16 protein-coding genes are annotated in these 19,031 nt (G+C 49.8%); 14 read left to right on the top strand and 2 right to left on the bottom strand.

Translation table 11 applies throughout. The features are described 5' to 3' along the window. Positions 1-232 precede the first annotated feature (232 nt). The 7 genes from HMPREF9069_RS04915 (at position 233) to HMPREF9069_RS04945 (ending at position 9,688) form a co-directional block, all read left to right on the top strand. On the top strand, positions 233-964 hold the full coding sequence (locus tag HMPREF9069_RS04915; protein ID WP_035438497.1) for a P-loop NTPase family protein: 732 nt from the start codon (positions 233-235) through the stop codon (positions 962-964). After that, positions 965-3,442 (top strand): YhgE/Pip domain-containing protein, encoded by a 2,478-nt coding sequence (locus HMPREF9069_RS04920; protein WP_021626066.1) that lies wholly within the window; start codon positions 965-967, stop codon positions 3,440-3,442. A gap of 94 nt (positions 3,443-3,536) precedes the next feature. Then, positions 3,537-4,319, top strand: a complete 783-nt coding sequence (locus tag HMPREF9069_RS04925; protein WP_035438499.1) for a TetR/AcrR family transcriptional regulator — start codon at positions 3,537-3,539, stop codon at positions 4,317-4,319. 14 nt (positions 4,320-4,333) lie between these two features. Further along, on the top strand, positions 4,334-6,667 hold the full coding sequence (gene priA / locus HMPREF9069_RS04930; RefSeq protein ID WP_021626068.1) for a replication restart helicase PriA: 2,334 nt from the start codon (positions 4,334-4,336) through the stop codon (positions 6,665-6,667). A 105-nt stretch (positions 6,668-6,772) separates the two neighbouring features. Next, on the top strand, positions 6,773-7,324 hold the full coding sequence (gene def / locus HMPREF9069_RS04935; protein ID WP_021626069.1) for a peptide deformylase: 552 nt from the start codon (positions 6,773-6,775) through the stop codon (positions 7,322-7,324). A 1-nt stretch (position 7,325) separates the two neighbouring features. Further along, a complete protein-coding gene (locus HMPREF9069_RS04940; protein WP_353640731.1) occupies positions 7,326-8,252 on the top strand; it encodes a methionyl-tRNA formyltransferase in 927 nt (308 codons plus the stop codon). Then, the gene (locus tag HMPREF9069_RS04945; RefSeq protein ID WP_035438501.1) at positions 8,252-9,688 is read left to right on the top strand and encodes an RsmB/NOP family class I SAM-dependent RNA methyltransferase; all 1,437 of its coding nucleotides are present in this window, start codon (positions 8,252-8,254) and stop codon (positions 9,686-9,688) included. Before HMPREF9069_RS04940 ends, HMPREF9069_RS04945 begins: the two co-directional genes overlap by 1 nt. A gap of 189 nt (positions 9,689-9,877) precedes the next feature. Here the strand turns inward: HMPREF9069_RS04945 and HMPREF9069_RS04950 are convergent, their stop codons facing one another. Together HMPREF9069_RS04950 and HMPREF9069_RS08875 are read right to left on the bottom strand one after the other, a co-directional pair. Then, positions 9,878-10,873 carry a hypothetical protein gene (locus tag HMPREF9069_RS04950; protein WP_021626072.1) on the bottom strand — a complete coding sequence of 332 codons (996 nt, stop codon included), beginning with the start codon at positions 10,871-10,873 and terminating at the stop codon, positions 9,878-9,880. Positions 10,874-11,291: 418 nt separating this feature from the next. Beyond that, complete coding sequence (locus HMPREF9069_RS08875) at positions 11,292-12,650, bottom strand: thiamine diphosphokinase (protein ID WP_021626074.1); 1,359 nt, start codon at positions 12,648-12,650, stop codon at positions 11,292-11,294. Between the two features lie 133 nt (positions 12,651-12,783). Between HMPREF9069_RS08875 and HMPREF9069_RS04960 the strand changes: the two genes are divergently transcribed. The 7 genes from HMPREF9069_RS04960 (at position 12,784) to coaD (ending at position 19,020) form a co-directional block, all read left to right on the top strand. Further along, positions 12,784-12,987 (top strand): FmdB family zinc ribbon protein, encoded by a 204-nt coding sequence (locus tag HMPREF9069_RS04960; protein ID WP_021626075.1) that lies wholly within the window; start codon positions 12,784-12,786, stop codon positions 12,985-12,987. Positions 12,988-13,259: 272 nt separating this feature from the next. After that, a complete protein-coding gene (gene rpmB / locus HMPREF9069_RS04965) occupies positions 13,260-13,448 on the top strand; it encodes a 50S ribosomal protein L28 (RefSeq protein WP_021626077.1) in 189 nt (62 codons plus the stop codon). 162 nt (positions 13,449-13,610) lie between these two features. Further along, a complete protein-coding gene (locus tag HMPREF9069_RS04970) occupies positions 13,611-13,955 on the top strand; it encodes an Asp23/Gls24 family envelope stress response protein (protein ID WP_035097790.1) in 345 nt (114 codons plus the stop codon). 88 nt (positions 13,956-14,043) lie between these two features. Next, positions 14,044-15,708, top strand: coding sequence for a DAK2 domain-containing protein (locus tag HMPREF9069_RS04975; RefSeq protein WP_035438503.1), 1,665 nt, complete (start codon positions 14,044-14,046; stop codon positions 15,706-15,708). A 15-nt stretch (positions 15,709-15,723) separates the two neighbouring features. Continuing rightward, positions 15,724-17,895, top strand: coding sequence for an ATP-dependent DNA helicase RecG (locus HMPREF9069_RS04980; RefSeq protein ID WP_035438504.1), 2,172 nt, complete (start codon positions 15,724-15,726; stop codon positions 17,893-17,895). Then, complete coding sequence (gene rsmD / locus HMPREF9069_RS04985) at positions 17,892-18,530, top strand: 16S rRNA (guanine(966)-N(2))-methyltransferase RsmD (protein ID WP_021626081.1); 639 nt, start codon at positions 17,892-17,894, stop codon at positions 18,528-18,530. The genes HMPREF9069_RS04980 and rsmD overlap by 4 nt, the downstream gene beginning before the upstream one ends. Next, positions 18,511-19,020: a pantetheine-phosphate adenylyltransferase gene (coaD, locus tag HMPREF9069_RS04990; RefSeq protein ID WP_021626082.1), complete on the top strand. Its 510-nt coding sequence runs from the start codon at positions 18,511-18,513 to the stop codon at positions 19,018-19,020. Before rsmD ends, coaD begins: the two co-directional genes overlap by 20 nt. The last annotated feature ends 11 nt before the right edge of the window (positions 19,021-19,031 follow it).

Genomic DNA, 19,031 nt, shown 5'->3' on the forward strand with positions numbered 1-19,031 from the left:
TATGCACTCAACACTAAGTGTCAAAGAAGCAACGGAAATCTTCTTGGATACGGCGGATTAAAACTTAAGTGTGAATGTGTTGTTTTAATTTTATTCGAAATATTAAAAATATTTGAAAAAGAGTCAAAAACTGGTCAAAAAGGGGTAGAGTGCCCTACGGCTGTTGATGAACTGCTCACACAGAGCTCCTACTGACTCTGCCGAGCGCATGTGTAGGGAGATGAATTTGCCTATGAGTACACAAGCCGAAGTCAGCTTGTTGGGACCTGCCATTCATGCACAGGCGCTGACGATGAAAACCGCACGTATGACGGCATACAAAGACATTAATTTGGATTTAGCCGCAGGCCAGGCGCACGCTTTGCTTGCTGAGCACAAGGCCGGTAAACGCGAATTGCTGCTGACCTTGGCGGGCCATATGTTGGCAAGCTCGGGTGAGCTTACGATAGGTGGGCTTAATGCACGCTCGGTTAAAGGACTTCACGCAATAAAGAAGCTCTCTGGTCTGGGTTGGTTTTCTAATGTCAATGAGCTCGAAAAAGTACTGAGAGTGCGCACTTGCATTTCAGCTGAATTGGGGCTGATGGGCAAAAAATCCAACCGAGCAGCAACCGATGCCTATCTTGAGCAGTGGGGACTTTTGGATGTAGCCGAAAAGAATCTCGAAGAGCTTGACCGTATGACCTATGACTTAGTAGGCATTGCGCTAGGTATGGCAGGGGATCCCAAGCTTTTGGTAGTACAAGAAATCGAGCGTGACCTAACTGAGCTTCAAACCATGCAACTCATCGATATTCTTTGCGAAATCTCTCATGGTCGCGGTGCGACTGTGGTTTGTGGCATGTGTGATTACGGCATCGCAAGTAAGTTTGACAGTATCAGCTGCCTGACCGAGGATGCGCGCGCACAGCGCGATGCAGTACTTGGTCAAGCTGCTCAAACGACGCCTCTGGGGGTGGCATAAATGAAAAACCCATTCCGTGGACTGCGCTTTTCTCTGCTTGATTTTCATAACGCTCGTGCAAACGCGGGTATGAAGGTCGCGCTTGCAGCTATCTGCTGCATTCCTTTGATTTATGGTGCACTCTATCTAGCGGCTTTTTATGATCCGTATGGCAATATTGACAAGGTGCCAGTTGTAGTAGTCAACCAAGATAAGGGTACAACCACCAAAGACGGCAAGGCACTCAATGCTGGCGACGATGTTGTCAAGCAACTCCGTGATGCCAAAGCGCTTGACTTTAGCTATGAAAAAGACGCGGATAAAGCTCAGCGCCAACTTGAGTCGGGCAAGTATTACATGGAGCTTATTATCCCTGAGGATTTCTCTGAGAAGGTCTCTTCTGCTGAGACTGATAAACCGCAACAAGCAAGTTTTAAGCTCATTGGTAATCAAAGTGCCAATTCAATTGCAACAACAATGGGCACCTCAGCGTTTCGTGTGATTACTTCCAAGGTCAACTATGCCATCGGCCAAGACTACTATGTACAGATTTTTGACACCATTGATGACTCAACAGCTGAAATTAAGGTTGCAGCTGATGGTTCGGCAGAGCTTAGTGATGGTCTCGCGTCGGCTACGGATGGTTCAAAAAAGATTGCTGATAATCTATTGGTAGCAGGTACGGGTGCAGATGAGCTTGCTGCAGGCATTGTGCGTGCAACAGATGGTTCCAAGCAACTCAAAGACGGTCTTTCTACTGCTAAAGATGGTGCTAAATCCTTGGATGGAGGTTTAGGCAAGCTCTCAGATGGTGCAAGTAGCGTGCAAGATGGTGCCGATCAGCTCTCTGATGGTATTTCTAGCGCTAAGGACGGTGCAGATACCCTTGCCGACAAACTCACCGAAGCCAAGAAAGGCTCCTCAACGCTTGCAACAGGCGCGAGTCAACTCAATGCTGGCGCATCCCAGCTTAAAAAGAGTCTTGATGGTCAAAAGGCTAATATCCAGGCTTTAGATAATGGTGTAAATGAGCTTGTGGGAACCGTTGGCCAAACGGGACAAAAGCTCAGTGGTGTTGCTGCTCAATTGGGTTCTGAGGGCTCTTCATCTGGTAGTACTGCCTACGCTGCAATCAAGGGCGTTGAAAATAGTTTGGCTGGTGCGCAAAAGGCCAGTCCTGATGGGACAGTAACTTTGACTGCCGAGCAATGCCAACAGCTTATCGGCACACTTGATGCTGCTGCTTCTGGTGTTTCACAAGCAAGCTCTGGTTTGGCAGATGCTGCAAGCGGTATTGATACCAATAGCTTGGCGCAACTCAAAAATGGTGCCGATGCTCTTGCAACCAATCTCACCGTATCGACTGGTAGCACAGATCCTTCTTCAATGACGCTCTATGATGCGGTGACCAATCTCTCTGCTGGAGCCAATCAGGTTTCCTCGGGTGCTACTCAGCTTGATCAAGGCGTTGGCCAGCTTGCAGATGGCGCAAGTCAGCTGGCTGGAGGACTTGATTCTGCAAAGACGGGTGCCACTGCACTATCTGCGGGTGCCTCTCAGCTTAAGACGGGCACTCAGTCTGCAAAGGACGGTTCAAGCTCCTTGCTTGGCGGCATTGATAAGCTTTATGCAGGCTCGGCAAGTCTAAGCGACGGTTTGGGCGATGCAGAGAAAGGCTCTGGTTCTTTAGCTGATGGCATCAAGAAACTTGCAGATGGTGCAACTACGCTTACCAAAGGCATTAGCTCTGCTCAAGATGGTGCAGATCAGCTGGCAGATGGCTTAAGCGATGGTTACAAAAAGGCTCAGGAATCTACCGCTAACTCTGATGCTAAGTCCGAGATGATGAGTGAGCCCGTCAACCTCAAGTCTTCCAACTACACTACCGTCTCCAATTACGGCTCTGGTTTTGCTCCTTACTTTATTGCGCTGGGTCTTTGGGTGGGCGCACTGATGACAACCTTTATTATCAAGCCACTCAACCAGCGTTTGCTGGCTTCTGGTGCCAACCCCATTGTGGCTGCTTTGGCAGGTTTGTTGCCTGCACTGATGGTAGGCGTTATCCAAGCAGTGCTTATGGGTCTGGTATTGCAGTTTGGTCTCAAGATTGACCTGCTTCATCCTGTAGCGTACTACGCACTTTGTATCTTGACTGCGCTCTGCTTTGCAGCGTGGAACCAAGCACTTGTTGTAGGCTTGGGCTTCCCTGGCAAGTTCTTGTCAGTTGTATTGCTTATGCTGCAACTGACTTCAGCTGCCGGCACCTTCCCGCTTGAGGTTGTGCCGCATTTCTTCAAGATTATCAATCCGTTACTGCCGATGACCTATTCGGTGCGTGCTCTGCGCGTTGCAACCACTGGCTTGGATATGTCACTGATTACGCCGAATGTCTGGATGCTACTTGCCTTTACGGCAGTACCCTTTGTGGTGACCTGCTTGATTGCTGCTCGCAAGCGCCTGGTCACGATGGGGGACTTGCATCCGCTCGTACAGCTCTAAGGCGATACGCTAGTATTAAGAAAACGCTCGCAATCAATTCATGCGTCAGGTGCCTTATGCGCTTGGCGCATGTATATCAAATGTGGTGAGAGATATGGCTGCAAAAGAAGCTCAAAACAAGAAATCGCTCAACCATGTGGTTGGAGTTGACGCGCCAGGCATCCAAGAACTAGTTGGTCGTGTTGAAGCGGCGCATCAGGCAGTGCGTACCGCAGCTCGCAAGGTTGCTCGTGATGCGGTTGAAGCAAAAACTGCAAAAGTACGCGAGACCAATCGTATGAGCAAGTCCGAGCGTACGCGCGTACGTATTCTTGCAGCAGCTTCCGAAATTATCATGGAGCGTGGAGGTATCGATTTTCAGATTGGCGAGGTTGCTGAGCGTTGCAACATTTCTAAAGGTGCGCTTTATTATTACTTTGCAGATCGCGATGCCATTGTGGAGGAACTCTTCTCACAGGTGGTTGAGGACTTTGTTAGTTCTCTAGAAACAGATGTTGCTCATGCAAGTTCCTCTCACGAGGCAATGCGCGCAATGGTCAGACGTCTGTGTTATTCAGTGCATGAGGGCGGAATTTTTATTGCTGCAATGGCAACAGCGCTACTCAAGGATGGCACCTCTATGTTGCCGCGGCTCGAAAATCGCTATACGCGCGTTACACATTTGGTTGCTAATCAACTGATACGCGCGCAAAGTGAGGGTCTGGTTGACTTTGAGGGCAATCCCGAGATGGTTGCGGCAAGTATTTGTGGCATGATTTTTTTTGGCGCTTCACGTCAGATTGAAATCGAGCCCGATACTGATGTGGACGAGCTGATCGAGCGACTTATTCGCTTGGTGGAATTTGGTATTTCTGCTTCTCGCACCTCTGACGCATAGGGAGGGTTGGGTTCATGGCCTTTGCGGCAGTAGTACTTGATATCGCAACGCGCGAACTTGATCGTCCCTATGATTATGCTATCCCAACTGAGCTTGCGTTTCAGGTAAAGATAGGCGTGACAGTTCTGGTGAACTTTTCTGGCAGAGTTGCCGTGGGCTATGTAGTGGCGTTATCTGATACTCCTCCTGCAGAGGTACCGCTTAACAAAATTTTGCCAATCAAGCAGGTTTTGACAGAATCAGCTTTTGATGAAGCTGCAGCACGTGTAGCACTTTGGTTGGCGGCTGAATACGCCTGTCCGCTTGCGGTGGCTCTACGACTTTTCTTAGCGCCAGGGCAAAAGTTGCGTGTGCATCGTGTGGCGCCTGATGCGCCTTGGGAGCTTGTGCGTGAAAAAGCAGGACCTATCGATACTCGTTGGGTTTCTTTGAGCAAAGCAGGACTTTCGTTTGTTCCTCAAAAAAATGCTTCCCGTCAGCGAGAATTACTTGCTGCTCTTGCTGCGGGTCCTCAGCGCATGGCAGAGCTTGCGGCGATGGTGCCGGGGGCAAGTGCGGTTGTCAACGCGCTCGCTAAACGCAGCGTAGTGAGTATTGAGCTCCGCCGACATATTCGCGGAAGCGGGGAGACTACGAGCTTATCAAGTGCTCACGCAACGCGACCCGACATGCTGACTGAAGGGCAAAAAAACGCACTTGAGACAGTTGAGGCGGCGCGTCTTGCTGCTCGTGGTGATGTGGTTTTAGTTGATGGTGTGACGGGTTCAGGCAAAACCGAAGTATATCTTGCGGCTATTGAGCGAGCTCGCGCAGCTGGTCAGGGTGCGTTGGTGCTTGTTCCTGAGATCTCTTTGACAGCACAGACTGTCGGTCGTTTTCGCAGTCGCTTTGGCGAAGATGTTGCGGTGCTTCATAGTCGTCTTTCGGTGGGTGAGCGTTTTGATCAGTGGGATATGGTACGCCGCGGATATGCCCATGTAGTAGTGGGTGCTCGCTCTGCTTTATTCGCTCCAGTGGCAAATTTGGGTCTTATTGTGATTGATGAGGAACATGAAGGTTCTTACAAGCAAGACTCTATGCCACGCTATCATGCACGTGAAGTAGCGGCGCGCATGGCAAAAGAGCGCGGCTGTGCCTTGGTATTGGGTTCGGCTACACCGTCACTCGAAAGCCTTGAGCGTTGTCGCTGTGGCAGCTATGCGGGGGTATCTTGGACGCGTGTCGAGATGCCCGAGCGACCAGGTACTACAGAGTTACCATCAGTTGAAATTGTGGATATGACTCAGCAGTTCGCTGCGGGTAGACGTACGTTTTTTTCTTTACCACTAACACAGGCATTAGAAGATGTAGTGCGCCATCGTGAAAAAGCAGTACTGCTCCTTAATCGACGTGGCTTTGCCAATTTTTTGATGTGCCGAGAATGCGGCTGTGTGCCTGAATGTCCGCACTGCTCTGTTGCACTGACGTATCACGAACGCACTCATGAGCTGGTTTGTCATAGCTGTGGACGCTCGTGGCCACAAAAGAGTTACCCCGATCCATCCTCGCGGTGTCCCAATTGCGGGAGTCGCTATATGGGGGCCTATGGGGTAGGTACGCAGCGTGTCGAAGATGAGCTACATATTTTGCTCAATGATTTGGGAGAAGCTGGGGACGATGTTGAGATAATCCGTATGGATGCGGATACGACGCGTACCAAGGGCGCTCACCAAAAGCTGCTTGAGCGTTTTGATGGTGCAAACTGCGCTATTTTGTTGGGAACGCAAATGATTGCTAAGGGCCTCGATTTTCCCGAGGTTACCTTGGTGGGTGTTATCAACGCTGATACGACACTTAAGTTACCCGATTTTAGAGCTGCTGAACGCACTTATGATCTGCTCGAACAGGTGGCAGGTCGTGCAGGGCGCGGTGATAAAGCGGGGCGCGTAATTGTGCAGAGTTATTGGGCGGGCCATCCCGCTATTGCATCGGTAGCACTGCATCGCCGTGAGTTGTTTGTGGATAGTGAGCTTGATCTGCGCGCTGAGGCCTCATACCCGCCCTTTACGCGTCTTTCCAATGTGTTGCTTTGGGGGACACAAGAGTCTCAGGTCAAACGTTGTACTGCGGAGGTTGCCGAGGCAATACGTGCTGCCATTAAAAGCTTTGATGATGCAGATAACTGGGAGGTACTAGGTCCTGTTGAATGCATCAAAGCGCGCGTTAAGGATCGCTTCCGCCGGCATATCTTAATTAAATCTCCCCTTAATTCAAAACCTGGCCCCTTGCTTTCTGCCTGTGTAAAAGCTGCAAAATTACCCCGAGGTATTACGGTGGCAATTGATGTGGATGCCGCTGACCTCATGTGAGTCTCATGGGTCGATGACTTATGCCGTTTTATGGGTATGATTGTGAGGAAACAACTTATGTTGCCCAAGCGCTACTTTTAGGCAACATTTTTCTAAGGAGTTACGATGAGCGCGGTTCAAGATATTGTCTTTGGCAATGATGACCGCTTGCATGTTGAGTGCGAGCCGATTGAGACCATTGATGACGATGTGCGGCAATTAGCAAAGCATATGCTTAAGGATATGTATGCGACTGATGGCGTTGGGCTTGCAGCGCCGCAGGTGGGCAAACTGGTGCAGATGGTTGTTATCGATGTTGATTATGCCGAGTCAGGTGGACGCAAGAATCCTTATGTGCTTATCAATCCCAAAATCATTGTGGCGGACGGTCCTGAACGTACAACAGGGGAGGGCTGCCTATCCTATCCCGGCATTACTTGTGAGGTCACTCGTCCTTCTCATGTTATTGTGCAAGCGCTCAACCTTGATGGTGAATTAATGCAATATGAGGCTCGCGATAATCTACTGGCAGTTTGTTTGCAGCACGAGATCGATCATATTCATGGTGTGACAATGGTTGACCATCTGCGTCCTTTGGCACGTGCAGCAGCCATTCGCGATTTTGAGGCTGCACTTGCCCGTGGTGCTAAGCCTGGAGATGTTGGAGGGGAAGACTAGCATGTCGCTGAGAGTTGTCTTTATGGGCACTCCCGATTTTGCTGTGCCCTCTCTATCTGCCCTATCGCATGAATTTGATGTGGCGCTTGTGCTGACAATGCCCGATGCGGTGCGTGGGCGAGGCAAGCAGCTTATAGCGTCTCCCGTTAAAAAGCGTGCGCTTGAACTGGGCATCCCTGTTATCGAAACAAAACGTATTGGCGCAGCTGAAATCGCGAGCATTCGTGAGGTGGCACCTGATGTTATTGCTGTTGCTGCCTATGGTGCGATTTTGCCGGATGAGCTGCTGTCGACTGATTTGGCACGCTTTGGTGCGCTTAATGTACATGGGTCGCTGCTGCCGCGCTGGCGCGGTGCCGCTCCTATTCAGCGCGCCATCCTCGCTGGCGATGATCGTATTGGCATCTCTATCATGCGTATTGCTCATGAACTTGATGCGGGACCGTGGTGTCGTCAAGCATCTATTGACCCTAAAGGTCTATCGGCTGCAGAAATTACCCAGAGCTTAGCTGAACTTGGCGCTACCGAGCTGGTAGACGCCATCCATGAGATGGAGGCAGGTACTGACAGATGGACTGAACAGGACACCTCTCAGGTCTGTTATGCAAAAAAGATAAACAAAGCTGAGATGCGCTTGGCGCCTGCCGATGGCACATGCACTAATTTGTTGCGTATCAGCGCGGCTACTGATGCTGCTCCTGCGCGTGCTATGGTGTGTGGGCGTGGCGTGCGTGTCTTGCGTGCGGTTGCTGCACCTACCGTGAATATCGCTGCTGGTGAAGTATTGATTGATGGTACGAGGCTCTTTTTGGGTTGTGCTGATGGCGCGCTGGAATTATTGTTGGTAAAGCCTGATGGTAAGCGAGAAATGCCCGTCTCTGCTTGGGTGGCCGGCCTTCGCGGGGATCCTGTCTGGGGTGATATGTAGTGTCTGCCCTCTCGCCTGCACGTGTAGTTGCTTTTGAGATGGTGTCCGAGCGCCGCCGGCGAGGGGCACATATGCGCGATTTATTGCGCACATCTCGAGCGATGGCTGGACTTGCATTGCGAGATAGGGCTTTGGCATCCCGTTTGGCTTTGGGTGTGACGGCTACCGTTGGCGCACTTGATGCCATGATTGACTCTCACTTGAGGCATGGAGTGCATATTGAGCCACGTGTGCGGGATGCGTTGCGCGTTGCTTGCTATGAGCTCTGCTGGTTGGATACCCCAACAGCGGTGGTTATAAGTCAGGGTGTTGAGTTGGTGCGTCGTGCTGTCCCGCGTGCAGCGGGTCTTGCCAATGCGGTGTTGCATCGTGTGTCCGAGCAAGATGTTGCAGCTATCTGCGAAGCCGAGCGTCGTATATATGATGGCAGCTCAGATTTGCTTGCCAAAGACATTGCGATTGCCTGCGGAATGCCCGAGCCGTTGATTTATCAACTGTTGGCTTCGTGCGGTGAGGAAGTGTGTCGTGAGTGCGCTTTGGCGCAGCTCGAACCAGCACCAGTGTATATTGCAACCAACTTGGCTATGTTGAGTCCCGAGGAAGCTGCGCGACGGATGCAACAAGCTCGTCTTGAAGCACAGCCGTTAGTTATTCCGGGCTCTTGGCAGGTGACAAATCCTGCTCGCTTGGCACCTTCTGGATTGGTGCGCAATGCTATTGTCCTGCCCGTAGATTTAGCAGCTCAGATGGTTGCTCGTATTGCAGGTCCTCTTCCAGGTCAGCGTGTGTTGGAAGTAGGTCAGGGTAGAGGTACCAAAACATTGTTGTTACAAATGGCTGCGCTCGAGCAAGGTGGCCTTGCTGAGATAGTGAGTATTGATTCCGAGGATTATAAGGTACGGCTTGCGTCCAGCCGTATGGCCGTAGCTGGGGTTTCTGCTCACACGCAAAACCTTTGTTTTGACGCTTGCCAGCTCGATTCGCCGCAGTTGCCCGCTGTGCTGAGCGGCGGTTTTGACATGGTCTTTATAGATGCGCCGTGTTCGGGTACGGGCACATTGCGCCGCCATCCAGAAATTGTTTGGGGCCTTTCCCGTGCATCGGTGATGTCTCATAGAGCAGATTCACTACCTGCCTTACAGTTGCGTATGCTTCGCGCCGCATCGCAACGAGTGCGTCCGGGTGGCAGTTTGGCCTATGCGACCTGCTCTTTGCTCGAGCAGGAAAATACCGGTGTGGTTCAAGCATTTCTCGAGAGCCCCGAAGGCCGTTCATTTGAGCGAGTCTCTGTGCTTGAGGCTCCAGCAGTGCGTTCTTTAAGCGATGCTGCATACGGACTTGTGGCATCTTGTGTTACGTCTGAAGGCTACTTTGCCTCGCATCCTCGCGTTGCTTCCTTTGATGGTCACTTTTGCGCTCTTTTCCGCCGCAACTAAGCCAATTTATTCTTCGACTCTTATCCACACAGATGGTTCATCCTTCGGCCTACCGAAAAAAATGACCAGCTTTTGTGTACTCCAACTTCGAAACTTGAACCATCTTTAGTAGCACATTTCAAATTGAGTAGCACATACTGATGCAGAGGACGCAAAACTAAAAGCCATCAGTCCCAAAACTAAAGGCCATTAGTCCCGGGTGATGAATGGTTGTAGTGCATGGGGAACTCCAAATGACTGTAATAGCTGGTAAAAGAAAGCTAAATCACATGCATTTGCGAATGAAAAGCGCATGATGCTTGCTAGTCGGGAGAGACGCGATTCTCGCAATCGTTCTGCTGTTAAAACATCAATGGCAGAGCGTCCTTGGGTCATGTCTGGATCTACGTATTTCTGTCGTCCATCTAGTTCCCCGATAATCCTTTGTCCTGTGGGCAATGTCCAGAGAAAATCAACTCGATATGTTGCTTTGCTTATGGGGTCAATAATTGTTGCTTGCAACTCTGGTGAAGCAAAGCCAAGTTCAAGAATATGGGCGCGAGCTATTGACTCGCCTCCGCTTTCTGCACGCGCATCGGCAAAACCTGCAGTAATTCTTGCCTGCGCAATCCCTTTCTGGCGGAATCCTAAGTGGTTAACCTCGTTAAGTAACCATTCTTTTGCCTGATTTAATGTGCGCAATCCTGAATCTGCTATACATAATCCATCAGCAAAATTAGACATTCGCAAACATTGGGCCAAAGTTTCTGCGGTGCTAAGGACGGGTATTCCTGCTGAAATGTATGGGTGTTGCAATCTGTTTTTCATGCGCGGGATATAACGATGATGGCAGATGTATTGGTTTTCGCGAGAGCAGCTTTTTAGATGTGTAACGTGAATTTTTTGAAGTTGCCAATAGGGAACCTCAAAACCGTATGCTAATGCTGCAGTTGGACCGCAAAAAATCCAGTTAGGATGCTTTGCAGTTAGAGCGCGCGCAATATAAAGATGTTTATTATTAAAATTCAATTGGTTCCAATATTCTTTGCGTATATAAAGGCTGGGCACAGGACTAATAATGTCTCCTCGTGCTTTGCAATGACAAAAGGTGTCTTGCAAGGCTTTGTTGTTCGTCCAAGCACATGTTTGTCTCTGCTCTGCTTCATCAAGCATAGAGGTAATGATTTGCATGTGGAAGTTGGCCATTTAATCACCGAAGCCCATAGACGAGAATGTGTAAAAATGCTTCAAGAAGCAGCGAATCAATGTGCTCTATGCTGCTTTTTTGAGCTTAGATTAACCTCAGTGATAATTGGTGAATATGGTATTGATTCCGAAATATGGCTTCCCTCAAACTGACCTGCAGCTTGCACAAAACTGCCCTAGGATTTCAGCAAGTAGGCTACTAAATAATCCTTTTTGCTTGGCAGACGGTTCAAGTGTCGGAGTCTTTCCAAATAAATGGTTCAAGTGTCGGAGTTGGAGTACACAAAACAGCTGGTCATTTTTTTCGGTAGACCGAAGGATGAACCATCTGTGTGAGTGTGCGCCGAAGAATGAACCGTTTGTGTGAGAAAAGCAAAGCAAAGCGGTCAAGCAAAACGTAAGCTGTGTCGAGGTGTTGCTAGGACAGCAAGAAGCAAGCAAGGATGCCTTGGTGGCAGTTGATACGGGCATTTTCAGAGACAATTTCGTTGGAGATGCCAACATCGGACAGCAAGGCAAAGTTTTTGTGATTAACTTCCCAACGCAGTCCTATTTCGGAAGCAAATGTGTCGGGTGTCAATGCTACTGCAGAAAAAGTCTTGCCCACGGCTCCAGCATCAAGTGTCCAGCTTGTCTCACCGGCAGGGGAGAGCAGACGACATTCCCAAGCAGAACCTTCATTGTCTTCCACAATATGTGGACAAGCATTGGCATAGGCTGTCAAGTTGCCCCAAACACCCAACTGATGGTCTTGTCTGCCACCTGAGATACAGCTGAGTGTCAGGCGCAAATTTGAGTTGCGACGCGCTGCTTCGTGCGTTGCGCTCTCAAGGGCGATGGCTAGGTCGGTTGCATATTTTTTTGTGGGATAAAGCAAGGAAGTATGTGCTACTGAGCGGGCCCAATCGCATGTAGCAGGACTTGCTGTATCGTCGTCTCCACAAAATGCATCGGGTTTAATACCTGCGGCTTTTAGTGTCTCAGCCCCACGATCGACAGCAACAATCCAGTCAGCATCAGCGGCAAGGCGTGTAACAAGATCTGTTGAGCTTGGTGTGGGAGAACCTCCTATTACCAAGCAATGCAACGTGTCTGTAGGTGCTGTGGTGAGCGATCGGGCATAGTCAGTTAATAAATCCAGGCTTAATTCGGGATATCCATGGACAAAAACGTCACAGTTGGCGCGCATAAAGTTCTCATCGCGTCCATCATGGTCGTTAAAAAGGCATATTGTGGGAAATCCTGCTTTATGAGCAGTGTTAACACCAAATGGCGCATCTTCAAATACCCATGTTTCATCAACAGGTGTATCCAGTACATCACGAGCAGCAAAATAGATGTCAGCCTGTGTTTTGTCGGCACCAACCTCACCTGTGTACAGTATGTCCGAGAAATAATCGAGTAAGCCATGGTAGGCAAGTGCCTCCTTGACCAAAGGTGTTGTGGTAGACGAGGCAATGACCATTGGAATTTTTGCCGTCTTAAGCGTCTCAAGCCATAGGTCTACACCTTCAAATGGCGCAACTTCAGTCTCGTAAGCTATACGTACTTGTGCACAAACTTCAGCAAAAGCTTCTTCACGACTGGCACACACACCAAACTCATCATGAAAGAAAAAGCACTCGTCTTGAAAATTCATGTACTCATACTTTTCGGCAAGCATGTGAGCATTAGGAATATTATGGCTATCCAACCAATCGGGAAATATCCTGTTCCACATGGGCATAGAGTCAAGAATCGTGCCGTCACAATCAAAAATTGCACCAGAGATTTTCATATTGAGCTCCCCTTGTGGTTTGCTGTTAGCTTGTCATATTTTTGTCAGATGATACGTGACTTGGAGAATTTTCCCAAGGTTGGGTAGAGTGTTTTTGGGAAACACATCGCAAATGTATTTACTCGGAGGAATAATGGCACGCTATGACTACAAATGCAGCTCCTGTGGCAATGTTTTTGAAATTGAGCATTCTATGAGTGTTCATCCTAAGATTTCTTGCCCTAAGTGCGGCTCGCATGCGGAGCGTATGTTCAAAACCTATGGTATTGAATTCAAAGGTTCTGGCTACTACAACACCGATCAACGTGGTCGTTTAGCCTCGAGTACAGGCAAATAGTTTGTGTGCGTTGCAGTTGCAAAACTGCAGGCAAAGTGAATGTAGCTTGCTTACTTGCAATAAAGAATACGCAAGCAGAACGTATGTGAAAAAGTTTTTGGAATGATAGTCGTAATTACTGTGTGCTTTGAGGGTTTCTTGTCCACAATCAGCACAATAAGTAGGGGTTGTCCCTTGCATAAGGCACATTGTGTGCTATTTTAATACGGCTATGCAGTTTGCGGGCGCGGAGCCCATATGGGCGCAGGAGCGCCGCCTTGGAGGTAGGAAGTATGTCGAAGGTTTGTGATATCTGCGGCAAGCATGCCGTCGCTGGTCGTTCAATCAGCCACTCTCACCGTACGGTTAACCGTGCGTTTAAGCCCAATATCCAGCGCGTCCATGTCGTCAAGGATGGCCGTCGTGTCCAGATTAATGTCTGCACCCGCTGCCTTAAGAAGGGCAATCTCGTTCGCGCATAGCGCCTGCGGAATTTACTCTGAAGTTTAGGGGCTCCCTCGGGGGCCCCATTTGTGTATCAGCAGCTTTTGTGCCAAAACTCCGCTAGCATGTATTGGTGCGCTATACTTTCCAAAGAATATTCTGGGTCGAGACGACGTTTCGACCGTATGGAAGGAGAGGTCATGGCAAACGCCACCCCAGGCATCCTCAAGGTTTCCAACGATTGTATTGCAGACCTTGCGGGTTACGCTGCCCTCGAATGCTACGGCGTCGTGGGTATGGCCGACACTGAGTCTCAAACAGGTGTTATTCGCTTGCTTCCAACCTATCGTCTGCGCAAGGGCATCGGTGTGAGTGCCGAGGGTTCTTCGGTTGTTGTTGACCTGCACGTAGTAGTCGAGTCTGGTGTCAATATTGGCCAGGTTTCCTCGAACCTTGTGAGCGCAGTCAAATTCATCCTGAGCCAAATTGCCGAGCTCAACGATGTTGAGGTCAAAGTTCACATCGAGGGTATGCGCGTAAGCTAGGCAGCTTAAACGCTAAAACCCCATGCAAGAGACGTCCGTCAGGCAGACTCGCATCGCGCCTTTGCCGACACAGCCAAGAGGATCAAAGATGATTTCCAAAGTTATCCGCACATGTTTTCCGATTGCGGCTCAGGTCGTTGCCGACAAGGCAGAAGAAATTAACAAACTCAATGTATTCCCCGTGCCTGATGGTGATACGGGTACCAACATGTCTTTAACCTTGGGTACGGTGGTCAAGGAGGTTGAGTCTCTGCCGAGTTCAGCTACGGTAGAAGACATTGCCAAGGCGATTACTCATGGATCCCTGATGGGTGCCCGCGGTAACTCGGGTGTTATTACCAGCCAGATTCTTCGTGGTGTGGCTGAGGGCTTGACTCTTGCCAAGGGCGCAGATGCAACTCCTGGTGATATTGCAGTTGCTCTACGCAACGGTGTCAAGGTTGCTTTCAAAGCTGTGCGCAAACCAGTAGCAGGTACCATTTTGACCGTTCTCAAGGATACTTCTGCCAAAGCAGATGAACTTGCTCGCACCAAGATTTCGGTTCCTGACATGCTTGATGCACTAGTGGTTGAGGCATATGAGTCGGTTGCACGTACTCCCGAATTGCTTCCTGTCCTCAAAGAAAATGGTGTTGTTGACTCTGGCGCCTTTGGTCTTGCAACTTTCTTTGAAGCCTTCGTCAACGCTTACCAAGGAAAGGCGGGCGAGATTAGTTCCTTCAAGACAACCGTTGATGCCAAGGCAGATGTCGCCAATGTGGTTGATATTGAGCTCAACGATGATTGGGAGGGCTCTGAGTTCCGTTACTGCACAGAGTTCCTCTTCCATGCAGATAGTGCCCAGTTTGATGAGGCAGCATGCCTCGGTTACCTGTCTGCTCAGGGCGACTGTGAGCTCCTTGTTGGCTCCAACCCTGACTACAAAATCCATGTTCATACCAACAGGCCTGATCATGTCCTGCGTCACATGTTGCATCGTGGTCAGATTTACAATGTTTTTGTACACAATATGGATCTTGAGGCTCAAGAGCGCACCGAAAAGATTGCTGCTGATAAGGACGCAAAGTCAGCTTCCAATGAGCCTCGCAAATCATTAGGTTTTGTCGCTGTGGCTGCTGGTAGTGGTGAAGCAGAGATTTTGAAGTCTTTGGGCGTTGACGTGGTAGTTTCTGGTGGTCAGACGATGAACCCCTCGACTGCTGATATTCTTGAGGCTATTGAAAGTGCTCATGCCGAGCAGGTTATTGTGCTTCCCAATAATGGCAATATTCGTATGGCTTCCGAAGCGGCTGTGAGTGCCTGTGAAGATGTGAAAGCAGCGGTTGTTCCTACCAAGACTGTCCCTCAAGCATTCTCGGCCATGTTTGTTGTCGATCACGAAGCAAGTCTCGAGGATAACGTCGAAGAAATGAGCGCTGCAATTGCTGATGTTCGCGATGGTGAGGTTACTACCGCGGTTCGCGATTCACAGGCAGCTGATGGCAGCCCCATTCATTCTGGCGACGTTATGGGTATCGAGGGCGGCGAGATTACCGTTGTTGGTAACGATGTTGCTCAGGTTACACTTGACCTTATCGCCAAGATGATGGATGACGAGGAAGGCGATACGCTCACTCTGCTTGCTGGTTCTGATATGGATGACGAGGCATTTGAGCAGCTTCAAGAGCGTATTGAAGAAGTTCAGCCTGATCTCGAAATTGATGCTCAACGCGGCGAACAGCCTCTGTATCCTGTGATTTTCTCTATCGAGTAGGTGATGGGAGTCCCTATGGGGCATGCTCCCAGTATTGGTGAGGCGGCAGGTCGCCTGCAAAGGACAGCTTTGCTTGCAGGCGGGGTGTCCAAATTAAGATTCGCATCTCGTTTCTCTGGAGGAACGGGTGGCGGAGCTTTGGCGAGGCTGGGTATCGGGCGTGCTCGGGATCTGCTATTGCATATTCCTACTCGCTACAGCGACTATTCTCGCGTAGTTCCCATTGCCCTGGCGCAGGTGGGAAGCGATGCAACGATTATTGCGACTGTAGACAAAGTTGAGCTTAAGCAGCCTAAACCTCGTCTGCAATTAGTGGAACTTGCACTGGTAGACGATTCGGGCATTATGTTGGCAACGTTTTTTCGTCAGCCTTGGGTCGCCGATCAGGTAAAGCCAGGTGACCGCATTATGCTTTCGGGCAAGGTGAGCTTTGGCTATGGCTTTAGGCGTATGAATCCTGCTTTTTGGGAAAAGCTTGACAGTGATAATGACCAAGCAAATCTCGCTCGTTTGATTCCTAACTATGCTTTAACTGAAGGTTTAGGCGCGGGTTGGATGAGGCGTTTAACCTCGGCAGCTCTTGCAGATATGGGGGACGTTTGCGATCCCTTACCTGCGGCTCTTGTGGCGCGTCGTCAGCTCATGGGTCTTGCTCCTGCATTGCGTTCCATTCATTACCCTGACAGTAAAACTGAGGCCGAGCAAGCTCGTCGTCGTCTTGCTTATGATGAGCTACTCTGCTTGCAGTTAACCCTACTTGTGCGACAGCATCTACAAGATGCGGGTGTGCGTCCTGTGCAACACTGCATAAATGGAGAGCATCTGCATGCCCTAACTGCTGCTTTACCTTTTAAACTTTCGGACGAGCAGAGCCGTGCAAGTCGGGAAATCCTGCGCGATATGGCGGCTCCCCAAGTGATGAATCGCTTGCTTCTTGGTGATGTAGGTACAGGCAAGACTGTTGTTGCTGCCTTGGCTTTGGCAACTTGTGCGGATAGTCGTACTCAGGCGGCCATGATGGCACCGACTTCGGTTTTGGCTCGTCAATATGCTGAAAAACTTGGTCCATTGCTCGATATAGCACACATCAGCTGGGCTTTGCTTACAAGCGCTACTCCTAACTCTGAGCGCGCTGATATTACAGAAGCCGTAGCAGCGGGGGAGTGCAGCATCGTATTTGGTACGACGGCTCTGCTCTCAGATACGTTGCAGTTTCACAAACTCAGTCTTGTTGTGGTTGACGAGCAGCACCGCTTTGGTGTTGACCAGCGTGTGGCCTTGCGGCGAAAAGGTCCTGGCGCGGACTTGCTGGCTATGACAGCAACACCTATTCCACGTACCCTTGCGCTGACTTTCTATGGTGACATGGAGTTTTCTGTCATTAAAAAGCGTCCTCTCGCGGGTGCTGGCGTAACAACTCGCTCGGTGGTTCCCGCCAATTTAGATCTTGCCTGGGGAGCTATACGCACTGCTGTTGCCTCAGGTCAGGCTGCCTATGTCGTATGTCCTTTAATTGACGATAGTGATGAGGGTAGCGATCTTGAAGACATTCCCGAGACCAATAAAGTTGCATCTCAGCAGCTACATTCAGTTGTTTCTACCTTGCCCGAAGTGCAGCGCATGGTACCTGGAGCACAGGTAGCTATGCTGACTGGTCGCATGACTGCTGCTGACAAGGATGCGGTGATGGAGCAATTCCGCCGTGGTGAAATTCAGGTACTGGTTTGCACTACGGTTGTTGAAGTTGGTGTTGATGTGCCTCAGGTTACGGTCATGTTGGTTTTTGACTCTGATCGTTTTGGTTTGGCAACCTTACACCAACTGAGAGGGCGTGTTGGTCGAGGTCAGCTTGCAGGTCAAGCTTGGATGGTGTGCGCCTCAAAGAAAAATAGCCCTGCTCGTAGACGTATTGATGCGCTTGAGGCAACCTCCGATGGTTTTAAATTGGCAGAGCTCGACCTCCAATTGCGCCATGAGGGAGAAGTGCTAGGCTATCGCCAACATGGCGGCATGAATTTGCAGCTATCTGACCTTGCAACCGATCAGGATTTGATTGGATGGGCTCATGAGGATGCACTTGCCTTGATGCAAGCAGACCCAGAACTTCAACTACCCGAGCATGTCCCCCTTGCCATAGAATTACACGATCGTTTTGGAGTGTATTTTGAAGAGGTGGAGCGCGTATGAGTGGGCAGCTGCGCATTGTAGGTGGCATGTGGAAAGGAAAAACTCTTGAGACACCCAAAGGTCGTGAGGTAACACGCCCCTCAACAGACCGTACACGTGAGCGTATTGCCTCAATGGTCTTGTCATCTTTTGCTTTGGATTTGAGTGGCATACACATACTTGATGCTTTTGCAGGAAGCGGAGCCTTGGGACTTGAGCTACTATCTCGCGGGGCTGCAAGCTGCTCTTTTGTAGATATTAATCGTAATTCTGCTGCAGTTGTCAAACGTAATTGTGCAGCGCTGCAGGCACAAAGAATGACTCGTGTAGTCGTAGGTGATATATGGACCCTCATAAAGCGCGGAGGTCTTTGGGGTGCTCCTTTTGACCTTGTTTTGCTTGATCCGCCCTATGCGATTGCAGCGGGGCAGATTTCTCAGTTGGTTGAGGATCTCGACCAACAGGGTCTGCTTGCTCCGTCGGCACGCATACTCTATGAGCATGAAGTCAAGACTTCTGGTCTTACGTTGCCCAAAGCGATGCTCATGAAGTCAAAAAAGCAAGGAATTACTACTGTTGATCTGCTGATATATGATGTCGGCAAGACGAGTGAAGCTGATGATGAGGGACGTGTATATGAGCGCGCAAATTATTGATCATGTAGTGGTGCCTGGTACTTTTGATCCAGTTACCTTTGGACATCTTGATGTCATTGAGCGTGCGCGGCGCCTCTTTCCCAAGGTCACGGTGGCAGTAGCAGCTTCTCAGGGCAAAAATGGGGTAGGTACGGCATTTTCTTTGGATGAGCGTGTGTCCATGATTGCTGGTGCGCTTCATGCAGAAGGTATTGATGATGTGGACGTAAAGCCCTTTAGTGGTCTGCTGGTGAGTTTTTGTCAGCAGCTCGGTGCTCGTGGAGTGGTCAAGGGTCTGCGTGCAATGACCGATTTTGAGTATGAACTTCAACAAGCAGCCCTTAACACGCGTCTTGATTCGGATATTGAGTCTATTTTTGTCATGTCGGCAAGCAAATATGGTTATGTTTCATCATCAATTGTGCGTGAGCTGGCCTCTTTGGGATCTGATGTGTCTTTTTTGGTACCGCCCAATGTGCAGTCTTGCTTGCTTGAGCATTATGGTGCTTAAGTTTCTGCTAC

Source organism: Atopobium sp. oral taxon 810 str. F0209, from assembly GCF_000466405.1.
Lineage (GTDB): Bacteria > Actinomycetota > Coriobacteriia > Coriobacteriales > Atopobiaceae > Olegusella.